General features: G+C 52.1%; 15 protein-coding genes. 7 read left to right on the top strand and 8 right to left on the bottom strand.

All coding sequences use genetic code 11. The annotated features are described in order from the left end of the window. Positions 1-80: 80 nt before the first annotated feature. From ACFO9Q_RS18395 to ACFO9Q_RS18380, 4 genes are read right to left on the bottom strand one after another with little or no spacing between them, the layout of a single operon-like run. Positions 81-1235, bottom strand: a complete 1155-nt coding sequence (locus ACFO9Q_RS18395; RefSeq protein WP_379184781.1) for a glycoside hydrolase family 88 protein — start codon at positions 1233-1235, stop codon at positions 81-83. Beyond that, positions 1235-2356 carry a cellulase-like family protein gene (locus ACFO9Q_RS18390; RefSeq protein ID WP_379184779.1) on the bottom strand — a complete coding sequence of 374 codons (1122 nt, stop codon included), beginning with the start codon at positions 2354-2356 and terminating at the stop codon, positions 1235-1237. The genes ACFO9Q_RS18395 and ACFO9Q_RS18390 overlap by 1 nt, the downstream gene beginning before the upstream one ends. A 48-nt stretch (positions 2357-2404) precedes the next feature. Continuing rightward, positions 2405-3406, bottom strand: coding sequence for a hydroxyacid dehydrogenase (locus ACFO9Q_RS18385; protein ID WP_379184777.1), 1002 nt, complete (start codon positions 3404-3406; stop codon positions 2405-2407). 11 nt (positions 3407-3417) lie between these two features. Beyond that, on the bottom strand, positions 3418-4263 hold the full coding sequence (locus ACFO9Q_RS18380) for a sugar phosphate isomerase/epimerase family protein (protein WP_379184775.1): 846 nt from the start codon (positions 4261-4263) through the stop codon (positions 3418-3420). Positions 4264-4428: 165 nt separating this feature from the next. On the opposite strand from ACFO9Q_RS18380, the gene ACFO9Q_RS18375 reads away from it, so the two are divergent. Continuing rightward, positions 4429-5325 carry a helix-turn-helix transcriptional regulator gene (locus ACFO9Q_RS18375; protein ID WP_379184773.1) on the top strand — a complete coding sequence of 299 codons (897 nt, stop codon included), beginning with the start codon at positions 4429-4431 and terminating at the stop codon, positions 5323-5325. Between the two features lie 78 nt (positions 5326-5403). Here the strand turns inward: ACFO9Q_RS18375 and ACFO9Q_RS18370 are convergent, their stop codons facing one another. Beyond that, on the bottom strand, positions 5404-6504 hold the full coding sequence (locus tag ACFO9Q_RS18370) for a hypothetical protein (protein WP_379184771.1): 1101 nt from the start codon (positions 6502-6504) through the stop codon (positions 5404-5406). Between the two features lie 189 nt (positions 6505-6693). Here ACFO9Q_RS18370 and ACFO9Q_RS18365 point away from each other — a divergent pair, with 189 nt between their 5' ends. Both ACFO9Q_RS18365 and ACFO9Q_RS18360 read left to right on the top strand, forming a co-directional pair. Beyond that, positions 6694-7665: a M23 family metallopeptidase gene (locus tag ACFO9Q_RS18365; RefSeq protein ID WP_379184769.1), complete on the top strand. Its 972-nt coding sequence runs from the start codon at positions 6694-6696 to the stop codon at positions 7663-7665. A gap of 4 nt (positions 7666-7669) precedes the next feature. Then, positions 7670-8677: a bactofilin family protein gene (locus ACFO9Q_RS18360; protein WP_379184767.1), complete on the top strand. Its 1008-nt coding sequence runs from the start codon at positions 7670-7672 to the stop codon at positions 8675-8677. A gap of 12 nt (positions 8678-8689) precedes the next feature. Here the strand turns inward: ACFO9Q_RS18360 and ACFO9Q_RS18355 are convergent, their stop codons facing one another. Then, a complete protein-coding gene (locus tag ACFO9Q_RS18355) occupies positions 8690-9982 on the bottom strand; it encodes an ATP-binding protein (protein ID WP_379184765.1) in 1293 nt (430 codons plus the stop codon). A gap of 36 nt (positions 9983-10018) precedes the next feature. After that, positions 10019-11665, bottom strand: coding sequence for a hydroxysqualene dehydroxylase (locus ACFO9Q_RS18350; protein ID WP_379184763.1), 1647 nt, complete (start codon positions 11663-11665; stop codon positions 10019-10021). A gap of 229 nt (positions 11666-11894) precedes the next feature. Here ACFO9Q_RS18350 and ACFO9Q_RS18345 point away from each other — a divergent pair, with 229 nt between their 5' ends. The 3 genes from ACFO9Q_RS18345 (at position 11895) to ACFO9Q_RS18335 (ending at position 13774) form a co-directional block, all read left to right on the top strand. Next, the gene (locus ACFO9Q_RS18345; protein WP_379184761.1) at positions 11895-12473 is read left to right on the top strand and encodes a hypothetical protein; all 579 of its coding nucleotides are present in this window, start codon (positions 11895-11897) and stop codon (positions 12471-12473) included. A 137-nt stretch (positions 12474-12610) separates the two neighbouring features. Next, complete coding sequence (locus ACFO9Q_RS18340; protein WP_379184759.1) at positions 12611-13450, top strand: SDR family oxidoreductase; 840 nt, start codon at positions 12611-12613, stop codon at positions 13448-13450. A gap of 87 nt (positions 13451-13537) precedes the next feature. Continuing rightward, on the top strand, positions 13538-13774 hold the full coding sequence (locus tag ACFO9Q_RS18335) for a hypothetical protein (protein ID WP_379184757.1): 237 nt from the start codon (positions 13538-13540) through the stop codon (positions 13772-13774). 21 nt (positions 13775-13795) lie between these two features. Here ACFO9Q_RS18335 and ACFO9Q_RS18330 read toward each other — a convergent pair whose 3' ends face one another. After that, positions 13796-15430, bottom strand: a complete 1635-nt coding sequence (locus ACFO9Q_RS18330) for a glycosyl hydrolase family 18 protein (RefSeq protein WP_379184755.1) — start codon at positions 15428-15430, stop codon at positions 13796-13798. A 211-nt stretch (positions 15431-15641) separates the two neighbouring features. Between ACFO9Q_RS18330 and ACFO9Q_RS18325 the strand changes: the two genes are divergently transcribed. After that, entirely contained in the window at positions 15642-17405 is a 1764-nt protein-coding gene (locus ACFO9Q_RS18325; RefSeq protein ID WP_379184753.1) for a methyl-accepting chemotaxis protein, read from the top strand. Positions 17406-17500 lie beyond the last annotated feature (95 nt).

The raw sequence follows: 17500 nt of genomic DNA, 5'->3' as shown, positions 1-17500 counted from the left end.
TTCCATGAATAAGGGGCGTCCCCAAGTCATCTATGACCAGTCATCTATGACCTGTGGGGACCGCCCCTCTGCTATTCATTCTACCAATAAGACTTGGTTGCGCCTAACAGCCGTGCTACTGCTTCCGCGTAATAATAGTCCCCATAGATGAGTGAACAATCCACATGACTGTTCATGGGATGATGACTGCAGCCATGCAGGAGCAGACCTTCGTTATCCTCATCACCGGCGGTTGAATATGCATCGTATAAGCTTAATACCGCATGCTTGGCATACTCCGTGAATGCAGACCTGTCATCACCTTCCACATACTTGGCAAGCTCAAGCAAGCTGGCAGCAGCAATAGCCGCAGCGGAGCTGTCTCGAAGGGCTGCTTCACGGTCCGGCACCGAGAAGTCCCACACAGGTACATAATCCCTCTCGACCCGATTCAAGTATTGCTTCGCGCATCCTACCGCAATGGTCAGATATTCCTGCTTGCCTGTATAACGGTAGGCATAGGTATAGCCTCCAATGGCCCATGTCTGCCCGCGCGACCATACAGAATCGTCGGAATAGCCTTGGAAGGTGCGTCCATACTTAGGCTCACCCGTAAGGGGATCGAACACGTAGGTATGGTACGCCGTATAGTCCGATCGAATAATCGTTGACGCACAGGTATCAGCATGCGCCTCTGCAACTCTGCGATAATCAGAGTCTCCCGACACTTCCGCCGCCCAGAATAAGAGAGGAAGATTATACATGCAGTCAATAATGATTCTGCCTCTATTCTCCTCGCTGAATGGGTCCCCAGGCTTCCATACGTTCCACGCTTGAATGAACCTGCCCTTCTCATTGAACCGCTCGCGCAGCCGGTCGGCCGCGTCAAGAGCAATACGCTTGGCCTCTGGACTGCCAGTCAGCTTGTAATCCGCGACGAATGACAAGGAGAATAGGAATCCCGTATCATGATCCATCGTCTCTGGCGTCTCATACATGCGCTTAAGCAGCCGCGGATAGGAGGCGCGAGCTGAGGTGACATAGCTGTCATCTCCCGTTAGCTCGTAAGACAGCCAATTCAACCCTGTCCAGAAGCCTCCCGTCCAGAAGCCGTTGTCAGCGAATTCATAACGGCCATCCTTCGTCTGGGCAGGCAGCTTATCTTGGAAGCGCATGGCATTGCGCTTCGTTCTATCCGTAATGAACTGTGCAATGGTCGTCCACTGTTCCGTCATATTCATCTTATCCGTATGCATTAATTCGTCCCCCTATTAAGCATCTGCTCGGGCAGCGTACTGTTATGAATAATATCCGTCAGCTTGCGGTGCCAATGAATATCTCGCCACATCCCTACGAACTGCGGACCGCAGAAGTTACTCGTTGCTATAGCGACCCATACTCCCTTGGAGGCTGCGGTTCGAACACCTAGCTCGCACATTCCCTTCACCATCTCCCAATCCAGCAGCGGCCAGTCCTTCCAATCAACTACACCCCAGCATTCGGTCGTTATTAACGGCTTGCCCGTCCTTCTGGACCACGCTGCGATTCGCTCGATGCCATCCACAATTGCGCCATCCCAGTAGCTCTGATTGCTGTAATAGACATTCGCTGCATGCTTAACCAGATTGTCATAGCCCGTTGATTCGAAGGCTTCATACTTGTAGCCGACCTGCTGGTCCCAATCCGTGAAGGTTGGCAGCCAGAGGTGAGGTTCCAGGAAGTCCAGATAGTCGACCTCCCTTGACTCTATTCCTTGATAGTCATAATCCGAGAACGTGTAGTTCAGATCGGGATAGCTCTCGCGAAGAATAGCAAGCGATTCCTTCATCCACTTCACGCTAATCACGGAGTCACGCGTTACCTCGTCACTCTCCGCTGCTGCATACAGGAATGGCGTCCACGGCTTCGCCGGGTATTCATTAACCAGATCCACGAACAGCAGGCTATCCATTAACCCTGCTTCCTCTACGACCTTAAGGGTGGAGCGCCATATGCGTGCCAGATCGCCGGGCGTCTTCAGATTCATTCGGATGTCGTCTTCATCCTGTCTGAACCAGGTCGACAAGCCGATCGCGATGCCCTTGCGCTTGCAGATGCTCATGAACTCGACCAGATGCCGAGCGACTTGCGATACGCGGGTCAACGATGCTGCTCCCCATACTTGCTGGTTCCAACGGGGGATTAATGTCCACTCCTTCTCACCGTCCGCATCAATGAGATGAGGATAAGCATCAATTCGAACGGCATCATAGCCGCGCTCTATTAATTCATCAAGTGCCTTGTCCCAATCTTCATAACCCGCTCCGGCCCATCTTCGCTCCAGCCAAGAGAAGTCCCACATCGTAATGGCGAGCGGCCTTGTATATGGATATCTCATCTGTGTACCCTCCAATTGTCATTCCTGTATGCCTACATGGATAACCTTCTATCTGGGTGTCAGTCTGCGATAATGATCAAGCGTGACTCGGCCGAGAAGCTCCTCGCCCTTGATTAGCCGGGCAAGCTCGTCGACAATGAAGTCGCATAGCTCCCTCTTCAACAGGCCGTGGTACCCTCCGATATGAGGCAGGCAGAGCGCATTCGGCAGAGTAAGCAGCTCATGCTCCTTAGGAAGCGGCTCCTGCTCGTATACATCTAGAGCGGCAGAGATACGGCCTTGGCGCAATTCCTGCAGCAGTGCCTCCTCTTGCACGATAGGTCCGCGAGCCGTATTAATGAACAACGCGCCGTCTCTAAGCCTCCCAAGCTGCTGGCTCCCAATCATGCCTTCCGTTCGCGGAGTCCATGTATTGTGCATCGATACGATATCGCTCTGCTCGAACAACTCATTCAGTCCGCACAATTCCACCCCTGCAGCCTCAGCCTCCTCTATACTGCAGAAGCTGGAGTGAAGGAGGATTCGCACGTTGAATGGCTTCAACAGACGGATAACCTGCTTCGAGATCTCCCCATAGCCGACCAGTCCAATTACTCTTCGCGTTACGCCTAGAATCGTGTCACGGTTATTGTCACTCCAGTGCCCTTGCTTCAGCCTAGCGTTATAACCGGACAAGCTCCAAGCGCCGGCTAACATAAGCGACACCGCGCACTCCGCCGTGGATTGAGCAAGTACTCGATTAGCGGAGGTAACTGCAACTGCCGTATCGAACACATCTTCCTTCACGATCGATACGACACTTCCTGCTCCATGCCCGATGAATTGGAGACGCGAAGCATTCGCGAGCACCTCTGGCGTGAATGCGGGAGAACCCCATGAAGTAATGACGGCATCATAACCGCTAATGACCTCCGCGAGCCTCTCACTTGTGAATGTCTCATGAATGGGAACAAAATCCGTGTCGCTAATGCGATCCAGCTTGCTTCTGACCTGCTCCTGCCAGAACAGCTCGCGCAAGCCTTCGTTCGATATGGCTACCAATGTCTTCAATTTCTAAGCCCTCATTTCGTTCGAGATTGGATGACTTGATTCATGTAAGCGACATATTCGGGCAAGACTCTCTCCGGTCCCATGTCAGGGCGCTGAAGCTCTACTCTCCACTTCGTCTCCCACTCCAGCGAGTAGAAGCCAGAGTAGCCAGATTGCTCTAATTGATGGACAATAGACGCAATAGGAACTCTTCCTTCACCCAGCCTGGTATACGTCCAATCGATCTGGAGCGGGTCCGCACTTGGTGTTCCATCCTTGATATGAACATGTGCACAATCGCTTCCTAGTAAGGCAAGGGTGTCTTCGGGTCTCTCTCCTTCTTCCAGTGGATGGATAATATCGTAGATGACAGCGCAGTTCTCCATCTCAACGTCATCCAGCAGTTGTCTCAGGCTTCGCGCGGTAGCGTATTCATTATGGGTCTCAATCCAGACCTGAATACCGTATGCAGACGCATACTGACAAGCCTGCTTGATGCGAGCCGATACGACATGGAAGGGTACCTCCGGCATAATAATGTCACGTCGTTGGTTGAAGTAGCCAAGGAACACACGGATGGCCTTCGTTCGAAGAACAGCCGCGAGCCTAACCGTCTTCTTGAAGAGCTCCAGCTGCTGTTCGTCTGCATCGCTTCCCGTGAAGCAGACGCTTGAGCCTAGATTGGTCACGGTGACGCCCGCCTCGTGGAGCATTTGATAGGCTTCGCTTTGTTTAAGCGCTGTCATTTCCGTCGATATCGCCCAAGCTTCGCCTACTCTCAGCTCTATGCCGCTATATCCCGAAGACTTCGCGATGGCAATCATCTCTTCCAGAGTCCAGCCTTCGCAGGGCAGCGTACTGAACGCCAGTCTATTCATGCATCGTCCTCCTTGCTTCTTCTTTGTTTCTCTTACCGTTTTCATTATGTCATGACACCTCTTCCGCTTCCTTTCCTTTTCCACGAACTTTTTGCACAATTCCACGAATCCGTGTACTCTGAAGTGAGAAGCTCATCTTAACTCTCATTGGCGGTGATTACGATCATGCACAGCTTTCCTATCTATGCATACAGAGACATGCTCGACGATCAATTCCCGTTCAAGATTGAATTGCGCTCCCCGTCGTATATGAATCGAGCTCTGCATGCACACGAGCATCTGCAGTTATGCTATATGCTGTCCGGCAGTTGCCTCCATTGGGTCAGAGGAGAGTCCTTCATTCTCATGAGAGGCGACCTGATCTCCATTCCACCTCACCGGGAGCATCGCCTCGAGACACGTGATGGAATGGACTATGCCATGATCCAAGTCGACTTCATGCCTCATGCGATTAATGAGGGCCTTCGGGATTTGACCCATATGCAGAATTTCCTTGACTTCGCTTATATTAGACCGATTATTTCCATAGATAATGTAATCCCCAAGATGGCGCTCAGCTCACCCGCTCAAGCTCAGGTTGAATCCATATTGAAGAACTTGCTGGATGAATGGGAGAATAGGGAAGAGGGCTATCAGCTCGCGATTAAGGCTGAGCTGCTGAAGCTGCTTGTCATTACGGGCAGGCAGTATGCCAGATTCTCATCCACACAGGACCAGGAAGCAAGCCATCACGTCCATCTTCATCGCAGAGCGTTACTCGAGGCCATTGAGCACATGGAGAAGCACTTCGACGAAGATCTGCGTCTAGAGGACATGGCATCGAAGGCGCTTATGTCTCCGTCTTATTTCAGCTATATGCTGAAGATGATCAAGGGCAAGACCTTCATTGAACTCATAACCGATCTGCGTATGCAAGCGGCCATCGAGCTGCTTCGGACAAGTCATTATTCCATTACTGAGATTGCCCTGCAGTCAGGCTATAATCATATCAGCCACTTCAATCGCACCTTCAAGAAGCATACCCGAGTCACACCGGGTTACTTCCGCAAGAATAAGTTATAACCTCCCTCCTTCACTCGTCTCTAATAGAAATAAAAGGTGCCCCGCTAAGCCATAAGCTTAGCGGGGCACCTCTATTCCTTACTGAACGACTTCCAACTGGTTCATCTTGTTCTTCGCTACCTTCAGATAGCCGTACACATTCTGCAGCTCGCTGTCCTCGACGAAGCGCAGGCGCATGCCGTCCGCCGCTGTCTGGATATAGGGCTTCAGTGCAGAAGCACCGCCGCCTAATACATAGAAGCATTGAATGTCCGGGTACTTCTTCCAACGCTTGCGGATCAGATCTACAATCTTCTGCGCGGCACGGCTGAAGTAGTTGTCCACAATTGACCTAATATCCGTCTGGCCTTCGCCTACCCGTTGAATATTGTATTCACCGCGTCTTATCCGCTGAATCAGCTTCGTGCGGCTCGCGAACCGGTATCCGTGCAGGTCTTCGACTTCACGGATGATTGAGTCCAGATAGGAAGCCAGCCCAAGCTGCTCACCCGTACTGAACTGATTATCAATGCTCATACGCTTCACGATGGGGAAGTCCGTCGTTAAGGCCCCCATCTCGCAGATACCGATGACTCCGTTGTACAATTCCTCATCTCGAACCTGAAGATTATCATTGGTCGCCATGTTCAGCAGCGCGGCTGCACCCTCGATCGAGACGAAGGCACGGCGGATCTGAATGCGAATGGTGCGCCCCTTCAGCTTCGGCGTGGTTAGGAAGGTTACTTCATGCTCTCCTACGAGCCGCTCTTCGAACGTCTTGTGGAACCGAGGATAAGCCCGAACCGGAAGGCCGGTTCCAATGACATACTCGACCTCTTCCTTGTTCTGGCCAGGCACTTGCGCTAGCGCACCTGTACCGGACACACTTGCATAGGCGAGCGCTGTTAGCGCAACGATAAGCGACTGGTCGCTAGTCGCCTTGTTCTCGGTCTCTTCAAGCTCCGAGTTATCCTGATCCTCAGAAGCTAGCAGGCCGACAAAATATCGCTGATTCTGCTTCTTGAGCTTCGGGCTGTATATCATGACGTCTAGCGCCTTAAGCGGAGAATCCTCTTCCTGCAATACATGCCTCTCATATCCGGGGGACACAACGCTCGGAATGACAACCGGCTCCTGTCCTCCGCTTACAACCAGCTTCACGCTGTCATTACCAATATCAATTCCAGCTAGCCTTACCATAATCTACCTCCTGGGAATGACCGACACCTAGATTCAACCTTAATAAATATTAAGAATTCGCTTCAATTCGACAATATCCTCCTTTTCACCTACTAAATTTTATCCTAAATTAACCGATTTAAAAGGAATAAAGAGGATATCTGTCGAATAAAGCATGTCGATAAGCTGCGGCAAATTCAGGAGGCTGTCATGAAACCCTGTTCAACAAAGTTCACATTCGTCATTATTCCGGATGGGAACACATCCATCAAGAGATTCCGCCTATCGGGGCTCACTCTGATCACCATTCCGGCTCTTGCCGTATTACTCTCCATCTCAGTGTTCACAGCCATCTATCTCTACTCGAATTATGCGGCTCGCCTGGACCACTTGAAGACCCAGCTGAATGCTGCCAAGGCGAATTACAATCAAGCCATCAAGGTGAAGGAAGCAAGCATAACGAAGCTGGAAGCAGAGCTGGGGAGCTTGTCCGAGCAAGCTGAGCAGATGAAGGTTAAGATGGCCGAGCTTGGCCAGTTGGAACTGGAATTGAAGCAATTGGCTGGTATTCGTACGACGGACACACCTAATGATCTCGTTACAGAAGCGGGTGGACAAGGCGGTGTTGACCTTCCTCTTCGCGAAGAACCGCATGAACCGCTTATCGCGGGCACCAAGCGCGACTATGAATCTATTGGTGAGCGGATGGCTGAGATGAAGCCAAGTCTGCTGAAGACCAGATCATCGCTAGAGAGATACAAGAAGATGCAAGACATCACACCGACCATCTGGCCTGCAGACTCTCGTAAAGTAACTTCCTTGTTCGGGATTCGCAAGGACCCCTTCAATGGAAAAGACACGTTCCATAGCGGTCTTGACCTAGGAGGATCGATTGGAGAGCCTGTATATGCCACTGCAGACGGGGTAGTCAGCCTATCTGATGAAGATGATACCCATGGCAACTATATTATGATTAACCATGGCCGCGGTGTACGGACACGTTATCTTCATCTCCATACAAGAGCTGTAGAGGATGGAGATAAGGTGAAGAAGGGACAGCCCATTGGTGAGCTGGGGAACACTGGCCGCAGTACCGGACCACATCTGCATTATGAGGTATCGGTGAATGGGGAGAATGTTGATCCTAGACCTTATATACAAGCTAATAGAGAGGAACCATGAGCCTATGTTCAAGCGCAAGAGCAACAGAATTAACGCAACCCTGACGGATACGCTGATTGGTGAAGGCACCGTGTTCGAAGGTAAGCTGTCGTCTGAAGGAAGCATTCGCATCGAGGGGCATATTGTCGGTGACGTCTATTCCGCCGGAGATGTGACAATCGGTGAGAATGGTACAGCGATCTCCAATATTACGGCGCAGAATGTACGGCTTGCCGGGTACGTCAAGGGGGATGTTCAGGTAAGAGGCAAGCTATATGTGTATGCCAGCGGCTCGCTGATTGGCAATCTGTCTGCAGAGGATCTGCACATTGAATCTGGAGGTGTGTTCCAAGGAAGCAGCCGAATGGCGACGAAGGAGCTAAGCTTACCCCCAGAGACAGAAGCCATCGACAACCTAGTGGAACGGACTGCAATTAAGCCCAGCTTGGCAGATTACAGCGATGAGCCATACATTAGCACATCTACCTCATTCTTCGCCCCTCAGCAAGCAGATGCTGAAGCACTCCATGATGAAGAGGCTGAACGGTCATCTGATGAAGCAGCCGCAGCTGCTGTACAGACTGCACAGCAGCAGTCCGCCGCGGCTTCAACGAATGACGATGAGCCTGCAGCAATTCCACAGCCTCAGCAGCCTTCTGATGACTCGCTCCCTCTCCACGAGGAAGCGATTGCTCACGAGGAAGCGAGTGCAGGCCCGAACGATGAAGAGGCCGATCTTACTTTGCGTCTCCCTGAACATCCGGAATTCGAGACTGCAGACGAGCTGGCTGACGAGCAGAATGAGTTGAATCTGTTGAGCAATCCCCCCATCGACGCCGAGCTGTCCTATCCTCTGCTAGACTCAACAACGACGACATCTGCGGATATATCGGCTATCGAACGTCCGATGAATGAGGCTGCCGTGCAAGCAGAGGGGCTTCACGCAGAGGAGCCGTTCCTGGCCAAGCCTGACAACCTGGACAACACTGTGCTGCCGACGAAGGAAGAAGTGCATATCCTTAAGGGCTGGTAGTGACACTCCATGCTATTCGCGGAGGTCGGTTATCACATCATGCCCCTCCGCATCTACGCTTGGCAGATGTATCTCACAGATCGTTCCCTGCCCGGTCTTGCTGCGAAAAAAAGTCTTCCCGTCCATCGCCCGAATAAGCGAGAGGACGACCATGAGGCCAAGACCGGTGCCCTTATCCTTCGTTGTATAGAACGGCATCCCAATTCTCCTTAGTTGACCGGCACTCATGCCGACACCTGTATCTCTGACGAAGATGATCGCCTTGCCATTCTCTTGCCGAGTACTCACAGTAAGGACGCCTCCAACCTCCATCGACTCTACCGCATTCTTCATCACATTCAGCAGACACTGCTGAAGCTTCTTGGCGTCTCCCTTCACGTACAGCAGCTCAGGAGAAGCATGATTAACGACCAGCTCCACACTCGCACTCATACAGAGCGGCTCCAGACAAGCGGCAGCAGCTCGAATCTCCTCCTTCAGATCAAGGGTTCCGACTCTCTCGACAGAAGGCTTAGAGAAGTTCAGATAATCTGTAATAATAGCGTTCGCGCCGTCGATTCCTTCCAGTGCATATTGGCGATAACGATTGAACGACTCCTTATTCAGACGGTCGTATTCCATAATCTGCAGGAAGCCTCGGGTCGTAGTCAGAGGGTTGCGGATCTCATGGGAGATGGACGCGGCCATCTGCCCAATCAGTTGATACTTCTCCGAATGGAACAGCTCCTCCTTCAGCTTCTCTTGATTCTTAACCTGATAGTAGGTGTAGCCGACTAGCTGTGAAGAGAGCAAGGAGCCCATTATAATCGCTATATCCCTCATAGGGTTAAGCTGTCCCCCTGTCCACAGGAAGGTCACCAGGAAGCCGGCGAGATACAGCATGACGAGCAACACGGAGAGGCCGCTAATCTGCCAGATGGACGGATGGGACAGCTTACGATAATGAAGCGCGAGACCGCTAGCGGTTAGGATGACACAGCCAACTGTCGTCGGCAGCCAATCATTGCCGACGAGCATAATTCCGCATACAAGGAAGGCGCCCATCGTGGCAACGCCCGGAATGAGTCCTTCGAATAGTGAGGCTAGCGCGAGAGAGACCGGGGTCAAGTGCATCGCATAGATGATAGGGTCAATCTCTTCATATGACATATAGAAGTAAGTGAGGATTAGAAGAATAATAAGGAATAAGATATGTCTCCCTCTATGAGCATAAGTAATTCTCGGCGTAACAATCAGGAAGACTAAGCACGCTGTCATGATATAGAGGAGACCCTTGAATTCACTGACCATAATATTCTCAATCATTGCTTAAGACAATCCTTCCACTCTCAATCTCCACTTCTAACCGAGAACCTTGCCGTTCCAAGGCAGCCCTTGCTCATAGCGCGTCTTGTCATGGGCTCTCCAAGCGAATAAGGTATCGTAATCGTACATATCCCATATCCTGCACAGATCGGAATCGACGTCGAATCGCTCGATAATCGCATTCACCGCCCGGCGTGCTGCCTCATTCGCACCTTCCATCGTAGCTAGATCCGTATTCGTACGGACATAGTCAGAGGCCAGATACAGATTCGGTATCGCGGTATAGGCATTCGGCCTCATATCCCAGGTATGCACACGATTCACTAGCAGAGGCTCCATATTGACAGCCTCATGCGGATTAGGGAATTGAATATCTTCATCCAGGAACCACTCCTCGAGCATATGGTCACCCAGCACTTCCTTCCCATTGTGATTGAAGCTGCGCTTCAATTGCTCCCATACCTCAGCCTTGATCTCCTCCCGTGAGCAATCCATAGCTGGCCGTTCATGCAGTATGCCTGGCGTCTCCCAATCAGACACATCGACAGACAATACACCTCTAACCCGCCCATTCCCATATTGCTCCAAGTGATAATCATGCCAGAATTGCTGCTGCGACACTAACGTAAGCGCCCAAGGACTGTCCATGCATATGATATGGCCGTGAATAAGCGGAACATCCACATTCAAGTAGAACTGGACGCCATTCATCCACTCGACAGATTCACTTAGCGGCTTCAGCTGCCCAAGCAGCGGATCTGCTGCAATGAGCTCATCCGTCAGCAGTCCAGCCATCACTTCAACCGGCATCGCAGCGATGTAGCAGTCCCCAGTCACCGTCTCTATCTCATCTCCGCGACATATGACAGCACCTGTGATGACACCGTTGTCACAAGCAATATGCTGGACAGTCGATTCCTTATAGAACTCAACGCCCTCCGCTACGAGATGCTCATACCAAGGGGTTAGCCACACCTCATTCGTTGGTCCATTCAGCAGCCGGTCAGCGCTCCCCCCGGGCAGCACCATATCCAGCATTAAGGTTGCGCCCACTGTACCAATCGTACTCGCATTCGCTTCCTTCGCCTTCGCTGCTACGAGAATACGGGACAAGCCGGTGAATACCCGTTGGAATTGCTCCGACTGCTTGTCCGCTTCTATGAAGTCCCACCACGATATACGCTGATAGTCCAGCAGCCTGCGCATGTCGCAGCTAGTGACCATCTGCCATAGCCGTTCAACATAATGATCAATATCCGTGGCAGACAAGCCCAGATCATTATCCAGCAGCGACCTTAGGAGCACCTTCCAATCCGCTAGAGTCCTCGGGAATTCCGTGACGAAGGGAAGCATCGGCTTGTCGAAGAAGGCCAGTCCGAGCCTCGTTCCTTCTACCAGATTGTCATAGACCCCATGCCTGTTGCCGCCATACGGAATCCGCTTCATCGTATCGGTAATATGTCTATAGAACTTGGGAAAAAAACGAAAGCCATGCTCTCCAGGCAAGTCAGAGCGCCCCTCCGTGCCGCTCCCTCTCACCGGCATGCTGCGAGCCTTCCCTCCCGGTATCGACTTCGATTCATACACCGCCACACGGAATCCGCGCTCTATCAGCTCATGTGCCGCACTCATGCCAGCAACCCCGCCGCCTAATACGATAACCTTCGGCTTCTCTCTTCTCAACGTATAACCCCTCCATAAGCAATATGCCGGAAGTCTATTCTTTTTCATTCCCCACACCATGACATAGACTTACACAGACTTTCATATAGTACCATTGTACTATTGTCATATGCTGTCGAATTATGGAATATATCAACATTTATTAGAAGAAGTACAAGCGCCGTCACTTCTCTCCTTCACGTTCATACTATGTACTTGATGATATATGATCTGCTTAGGGGGGAATTCATTGGCTGTTGAGACGTATGACCGCAACTTCATTGAGCTCATGCTCAGCCAGCTGCACGATCGGGAGAGTCTGCTTGATATTGGGAGCGGCTTATGCAGCTTGCTTCGCTATATGCCATATAAGCACATTATTGCACTGGACATTCATCGTCCTTATCTGGTGAATCGAATATGTATGGAGCCTCATATTATTCCGCTTCTCGCTGAAGCTAAGTCCATTGGCAAGCTGTTCATTCCAGACTCGGTGTCGACCGTCTCCTTCATGGACTCGCTTGAACACTTCACGAAGATTGAAGCGCTTGAGCTGCTCCAGGACGCCGAGCAGATTGCGAAGCATCAGGTTGTCGTGTTTGCTCCTAGAGGTTATTTTCCCCAGAAGGGGATCGATCACTACGGAATGAACGGCGAATCCTATCAAGAGCATCGCAGCAGCTGGGAGCCGGAGGAGCTGGAAGCAAGAGGCTATGCGGTTACTGTGCTGAAGGGGTTCCACGACCACAACAATAGCGCATTCACGGAAGCGTTCGGCTACGGCCATGATCCGGTTGACGCCTTGCTCGCTATCAAGACAAAGCGGTAGCTGGAGAGAGCAGGCCGAGTGAGGGCTGGCATCTTGGTATGCTCGTCTCACTCGGCCTGCTTGTGTATATATGAGGATGCCTATTCGGTTATACTGTATAAGTACAAGAGTCTTACATAGAGGAGAGTATGCCATATATGAGCAAGATTATAGCTATTACAGGTGCTTCCTCCGGAATTGGACTGGCATCGGCAATCAAGCTTGCCCAGAACGGCTGGACGGTTTATGCAGGCACACGTCATGCAGCTCGGGATGAAGAGAAGTACGCGAACTATGAGAATCTACACTTCCTCGAGATGGATGTCACTTCGCCTGATTCCCTCCAGCATGCATTCGAGATGATCGACAAGAAGCATGGCAGGCTGGACGTCTTGTTCTGCAATGCAGGCTTCGGCTTCCTTCGCGCGCTTGGACAAGCTTCTATGGAGGAGATCAAGACGGTCTTCGATACGAATGTATTCGGCGTAATCCAGACCATTCAGGCCGGACTGCCACTGCTGAAGAAGGCAGAGTCTAGCCACATTATTGCTACTACGAGCGTTGGCGGACTAGTCGGACAGCCGCTCAACGAGATCTACTGTGCAAGCAAGTTCGCTGTTGAAGGACTACTGGAGAGTATGGCTACCTACTACAAGCCTTACTTCAATATCGACATTACCCTGCTGGAGCCTGGCGCTGTAGCGACGAACTTCAATGATACCGTATTCGGCCACCTGGAGAAGACAGGAGGCATTCTAGACGATGAGTACAAGCCCATCATTGAGAACTATATCGGAACCTTCCGTGCGAGGAATTCGGTTCCTCAGACTGCTGAATCCGTTGCCGATGTCGTGGTGGAGCTGCTGGGCATGGAGACGAAGCCGCTGCGGCTTCGCACCTCAGACCACGCTGAGAAGTTCACCCAGTACAAGGTGAAGCAGGACCCCACCGGACTCGATGGGATGCTTCAGACGCGCAAGCTTCAACTGAACAAGTAACTGCTGGTCATTCATTCCATGGTTTCATTCTCTCCATTCTGGGTAATGAAGAACAACGAACAATGAGACGAATGGAGAGAATGAACGATGGAATATATTACGAATCAGCACTTCGAGAATGAAGAGATCAGCTTCGACGGAGCCCATTACATTGGATGCTCGTTCAAGAATTGCACCATTCATATTCATAAGCTGAACTTCGACTATGACCGTTGCACCTTCACCGATACGAAGTTCAAGCTAAGCCCCAAGATCTATTGGCTGCAAAATATTTACTCTTTGCTCCCCAACTCGCTTAGAGGCAATACCGTGCTTCAGGCTTAGGCCGAGCGCCAAGCTAAGCGTTTAAGTCGTGAAGTTGTATGCTGCGAACCGCTCGGCATTCCGGACCGATGGCCAGATGTCAGAGCTTTCACCGCCCACATACCAATAGGCAAGCCCAGCCGCACCATGGCTTTGGGCTTTTTCGATTTTCACAGCTAAGGAACGACCATCCTCCATCCAGATTCGGTGCTGTACCCCGCTTAATCGGTATGCTGCTCGGTATTGCCCCGCTTCCCCATCCCACTTCAGCTGGAAGGAAGGCTGCCGCTTCATGCGGTGATTCTGCTCTGTGAGAGAGATGACCTCAGAGGACACCGAACGGCCATGGCTGTCCAGTGCCCAATCCCGGTTGTAGAACGGCAGCGCCAGTATCATCTTGCTGCCTGGCACTTGCAGGGACAGCTTCCTGAGCGCCTCGTCCACATAGGAGATAGATGCGACAGAGCCCGCCTCCGCTTGCCCTCCCCAGTGCTCGTCATATCCCATCATCACGATATAGTCCGCCTGCCTACCTAACGCGGCGTAGTCGAAGGCTTCTGTCCAGCTTGTCCCACGATCGGGCGATACGTTCACCGATAGAATCTTGCCTGCAGCATGCAGCTCTGTGCCGAGCTCCGTGATGAAGGCCGTGAACGCTGCGCGGTCCCGCGCACCCACATTCTCGAAGTCGATGTTCAGCCCTTGCAAGCCATGCTTCTTAGCTGCGGCCGTCAGCGCCTGGACTGCCTTCACTCGCACAGCCGCATCAGACAGCAGCTGATGAGTAGCTCCTTCATCGCTGCGATTGCCGACCATCGCCCAGATCTGCTTGTTATTGTTCTTCGCCCAGGCGACTAAGCTCGAATCCGTTGTATCGGTTAGATTGCCCAATGCTCCGACAAAATACCATCTCGGCGACAAGGTGTTGACTGTGGAGCCCGCAACACTTCGCTCATACTCAGCGGTTGATTGGCCGTATTGCCAGCCTAAGTGAATCTGTGCAGGGGCAGGAGCAGTCAGCTCCCCATCCCAGCTCTTGTGCTCTACTACGCGGTGAAGCATAACCGCTGCCTCCTGTCTCAAGATCGGCTTCATGGGCTGGAACGCTCCATGCTCATTGCCCCGAACCAAGTCCAGCTGCTGAGCAATAGCTGCCCCGGACTTCGCCCAATCCGCAATCTTATCCCCATCCTGGAAGTCCGGCATCGCTCCCTCCTGCTCCGCTTGCTTCAGCGCACGAGTAAGCAGTACCGCTGCTTCCTGCCGGCTAACCGGCTTCATAGGCTCGAAGGAAGCCGGGCTTGTCCCCTCCGCCAGCCCCAGCTGCATCGCCGCCTGAATCCAGCCGTAGTACCAGTCCGACCGCTTCATATCCTTCATCGCGGTCACCGGGCTGTCCACCGGCGCAAGGCCCAGCAGCCGGTCCAGCATAGTCACGAATTCCGCACGAGTGACGGGCTTCTTCGGCGAGAAGGTCGACTTCGATGTCCCGGTCAATATTCCTCTATTAGTTAATGCTATGATTGCTTGCTTCGCATAGCTTCCTTCCAGATCGTCGTAAGGCGCCGAAGCAGCAGACGCTGCGTTAACCGGTCGTTGTAAGAACGAGCTGAGGAGCATGAGCATCATCGTGACGGTGAGGGAGAAGGCTGTCCATGTTGTGCTTATTCTCATCATAGTCATCTCCTCTCTTCCTAACTCTTGCAGTTCTACGTATTCTATCATCCTCCGCTAGGTTCAGGTTCGTTCAATTAATGGAAGTCATTATTGAAGACGCATACATGTTACCCCCTAAATATTCCATCTAATGTTAAGTATGCGGATCGACGATATAACGAATAGGCCATACACACCATCACTTATACATCATGGAAAGGGGAGACGAAAGATGCGCAACCTTCTTCGTCTTGTAAACTTCAAAAGTCTAGTAGCTGCCTGCTCTCTCTTATTATCCTTCATGCTCGTTGTCATCATCAGTGTGATGATGTACTTCTCTTATTCGCAGCAGAAAGCGAGCTACATGAAGCAATTCGACTCCTTCGGGGAGGCACTGGAAGGGCAGATTAACTTCAACCAAGACTTGGTGGAGCAAGCGAGAAAAACGCTCGCCGAAACGAATGTGCCTGTTGGAGGATCCTTCGATATTCTAGAGCGGCAGATTGAGGCTATGGTAAGCGAGGAGCTTAATATTAGCAACGCCTATCTCTTGATGCCAACACTTACGAGCAAGGATGGCAGAAGCCATCTCACCAATCTCCTGACCAGTAAGAAGCTGATGGAGAGCGGTCAGAGGTCAGGCGTCTCCTACGAGCTGCCTGTCCCGTTCGAGAAGTCGATCAAAAAAGTGATTGCGAGCGGAAACCACAGCTTGACTGATGCTTATACAGACAGTGCTGGCACATGGATCAGCTTCGTCGCACCAGTCAAAAACGTTGAAGGAGGCATTGTCGCCTTCTTCGGCCTCGATTACGATTACGATCAAGTGCAAAAGCAGCTGACCATGCTGCTATGGAAGTCTATTCTATTAGCCGTGCTAATCGGGGTCGTATCCATCGCCATTGCCATTATCTTGGTCCGCTACGCCCTGCTGCCGCTGCGGCGATTGCAGCAGCAAGCTGAGCTCGCAGCATCCGGCGACCTGACGGTGTCCGTAGAAGTGAAGAGCGGCAATGAGATTGGACAAGCTGCCTCCTCCTTCAATGCGATGATTGTCAGCCTGAATGAGCTGACACGCAGCATTCAAGGCACATCAGAGCAAGTCTCGCAATCAGCTGTCAATCTGCAGAGCAGTGCCGAACAGACCTCCCTGGCGACGAATGAGATTACGGAAGCGATTCAGGAGGTGGCTTCGGGCTCCGAGCTGCAGCAGCAGAGCTCACAGGAATGCCAACGAGCGATGACAGAGATGGCTATCGGCATTCAACGAGTGGCCGAGTCGAGCTCCCTGGTATCCGAGCTGGCGGTCGACACCGCGGACAGCGCAACTCGCGGTGAAGTCATCATTACCGAGACGATTACGAGAATGATTGCTGTAGAATCCAGCTTGAACGCGAATGTATCGACGATGAACGAGCTGGAGCAACTCAGCAGCCGTATTGTAGAGATTCTCGGCCTCATTACGGAAGTCGCCAATCAGACGAACCTGCTCGCTCTGAACGCCTCTATTGAAGCAGCCCGTGCAGGAGAGCATGGCCGCGGATTCGCCGTCGTTGCCCATGAGATTCGTAAGCTGGCTGAGCGCTCGAAGTCCTCTTCCGAGCAGATTGAGACGATTCTGCAGGGCATCGTCTCGCGAACAGCGGAAGCTTCAAGCTCCATGGAGAACTCGCTCTCCCAAGCTCGTCAAGGCTCGGAGACGGCTACGCTTGCCGGAGAGACCTTCAAGCAGATTGTGCAGTCTGTACAGCATGTCTCCCAGCAAGTGCAAGAGGTATCCGCCGCCTCCGAGCAGATGTCGGCAGGCAGCGAGGAGATTGCCGCTTCACTTGAGGAGCTGGAGCGTATCTCCTCCTCCTCATCGCTGCAATCCCAGCGGGTAGCTGCTTCCTCCGAGGAGCAGCTGGCATCGATGCAGGAGGTCGCTTCCTCCTCTGAGCAGCTTCGCACGATGGCCGCAAGCCTGCGAGAGGCAATTAGCCGGTTCAAGGTGTAAGAGAAGGATTCGCGAGCCCGCTTGGTTGGGGGCTCGCGTTTTTTTAGAAGCATAGCCGCAACCATTGCATTCCTCGCCATAATGAACTATTATGA

The organism is Paenibacillus sp. GCM10023252 (genome assembly GCF_042653305.1).
In the GTDB taxonomy this organism is placed as follows: Bacteria; Bacillota; Bacilli; order Paenibacillales; family Paenibacillaceae; genus Pristimantibacillus.
This window is presented reverse-complemented; position numbering and strand designations above follow the sequence as displayed.

Excerpts from the sequence above, each read along its gene's own strand:
- ACFO9Q_RS18335 (WP_379184757.1), top strand. The coding sequence starts at position 13,538 with ATGGAATATATTACGAATCAGCACTTCGAGAATGAAGAGATCAGCTTC.
- ACFO9Q_RS18325 (WP_379184753.1), top strand. The coding sequence starts at position 15,642 with ATGCGCAACCTTCTTCGTCTTGTAAACTTCAAAAGTCTAGTAGCTGCC.
- ACFO9Q_RS18390 (WP_379184779.1), bottom strand. The coding sequence starts at position 2,356 with ATGAGATATCCATATACAAGGCCGCTCGCCATTACGATGTGGGACTTC.
- ACFO9Q_RS18330 (WP_379184755.1), bottom strand. The coding sequence starts at position 15,430 with ATGATGAGAATAAGCACAACATGGACAGCCTTCTCCCTCACCGTCACG.
- ACFO9Q_RS18370 (WP_379184771.1), bottom strand. The coding sequence starts at position 6,504 with ATGGTAAGGCTAGCTGGAATTGATATTGGTAATGACAGCGTGAAGCTG.
- ACFO9Q_RS18375 (WP_379184773.1), top strand. The coding sequence starts at position 4,429 with ATGCACAGCTTTCCTATCTATGCATACAGAGACATGCTCGACGATCAA.
- ACFO9Q_RS18360 (WP_379184767.1), top strand. The coding sequence starts at position 7,670 with ATGTTCAAGCGCAAGAGCAACAGAATTAACGCAACCCTGACGGATACG.
- ACFO9Q_RS18340 (WP_379184759.1), top strand. The coding sequence starts at position 12,611 with ATGAGCAAGATTATAGCTATTACAGGTGCTTCCTCCGGAATTGGACTG.
- ACFO9Q_RS18365 (WP_379184769.1), top strand. The coding sequence starts at position 6,694 with ATGAAACCCTGTTCAACAAAGTTCACATTCGTCATTATTCCGGATGGG.
- ACFO9Q_RS18355 (WP_379184765.1), bottom strand. The coding sequence starts at position 9,982 with ATGATTGAGAATATTATGGTCAGTGAATTCAAGGGTCTCCTCTATATC.
- ACFO9Q_RS18395 (WP_379184781.1), bottom strand. The coding sequence starts at position 1,235 with ATGCATACGGATAAGATGAATATGACGGAACAGTGGACGACCATTGCA.
- ACFO9Q_RS18380 (WP_379184775.1), bottom strand. The coding sequence starts at position 4,263 with ATGAATAGACTGGCGTTCAGTACGCTGCCCTGCGAAGGCTGGACTCTG.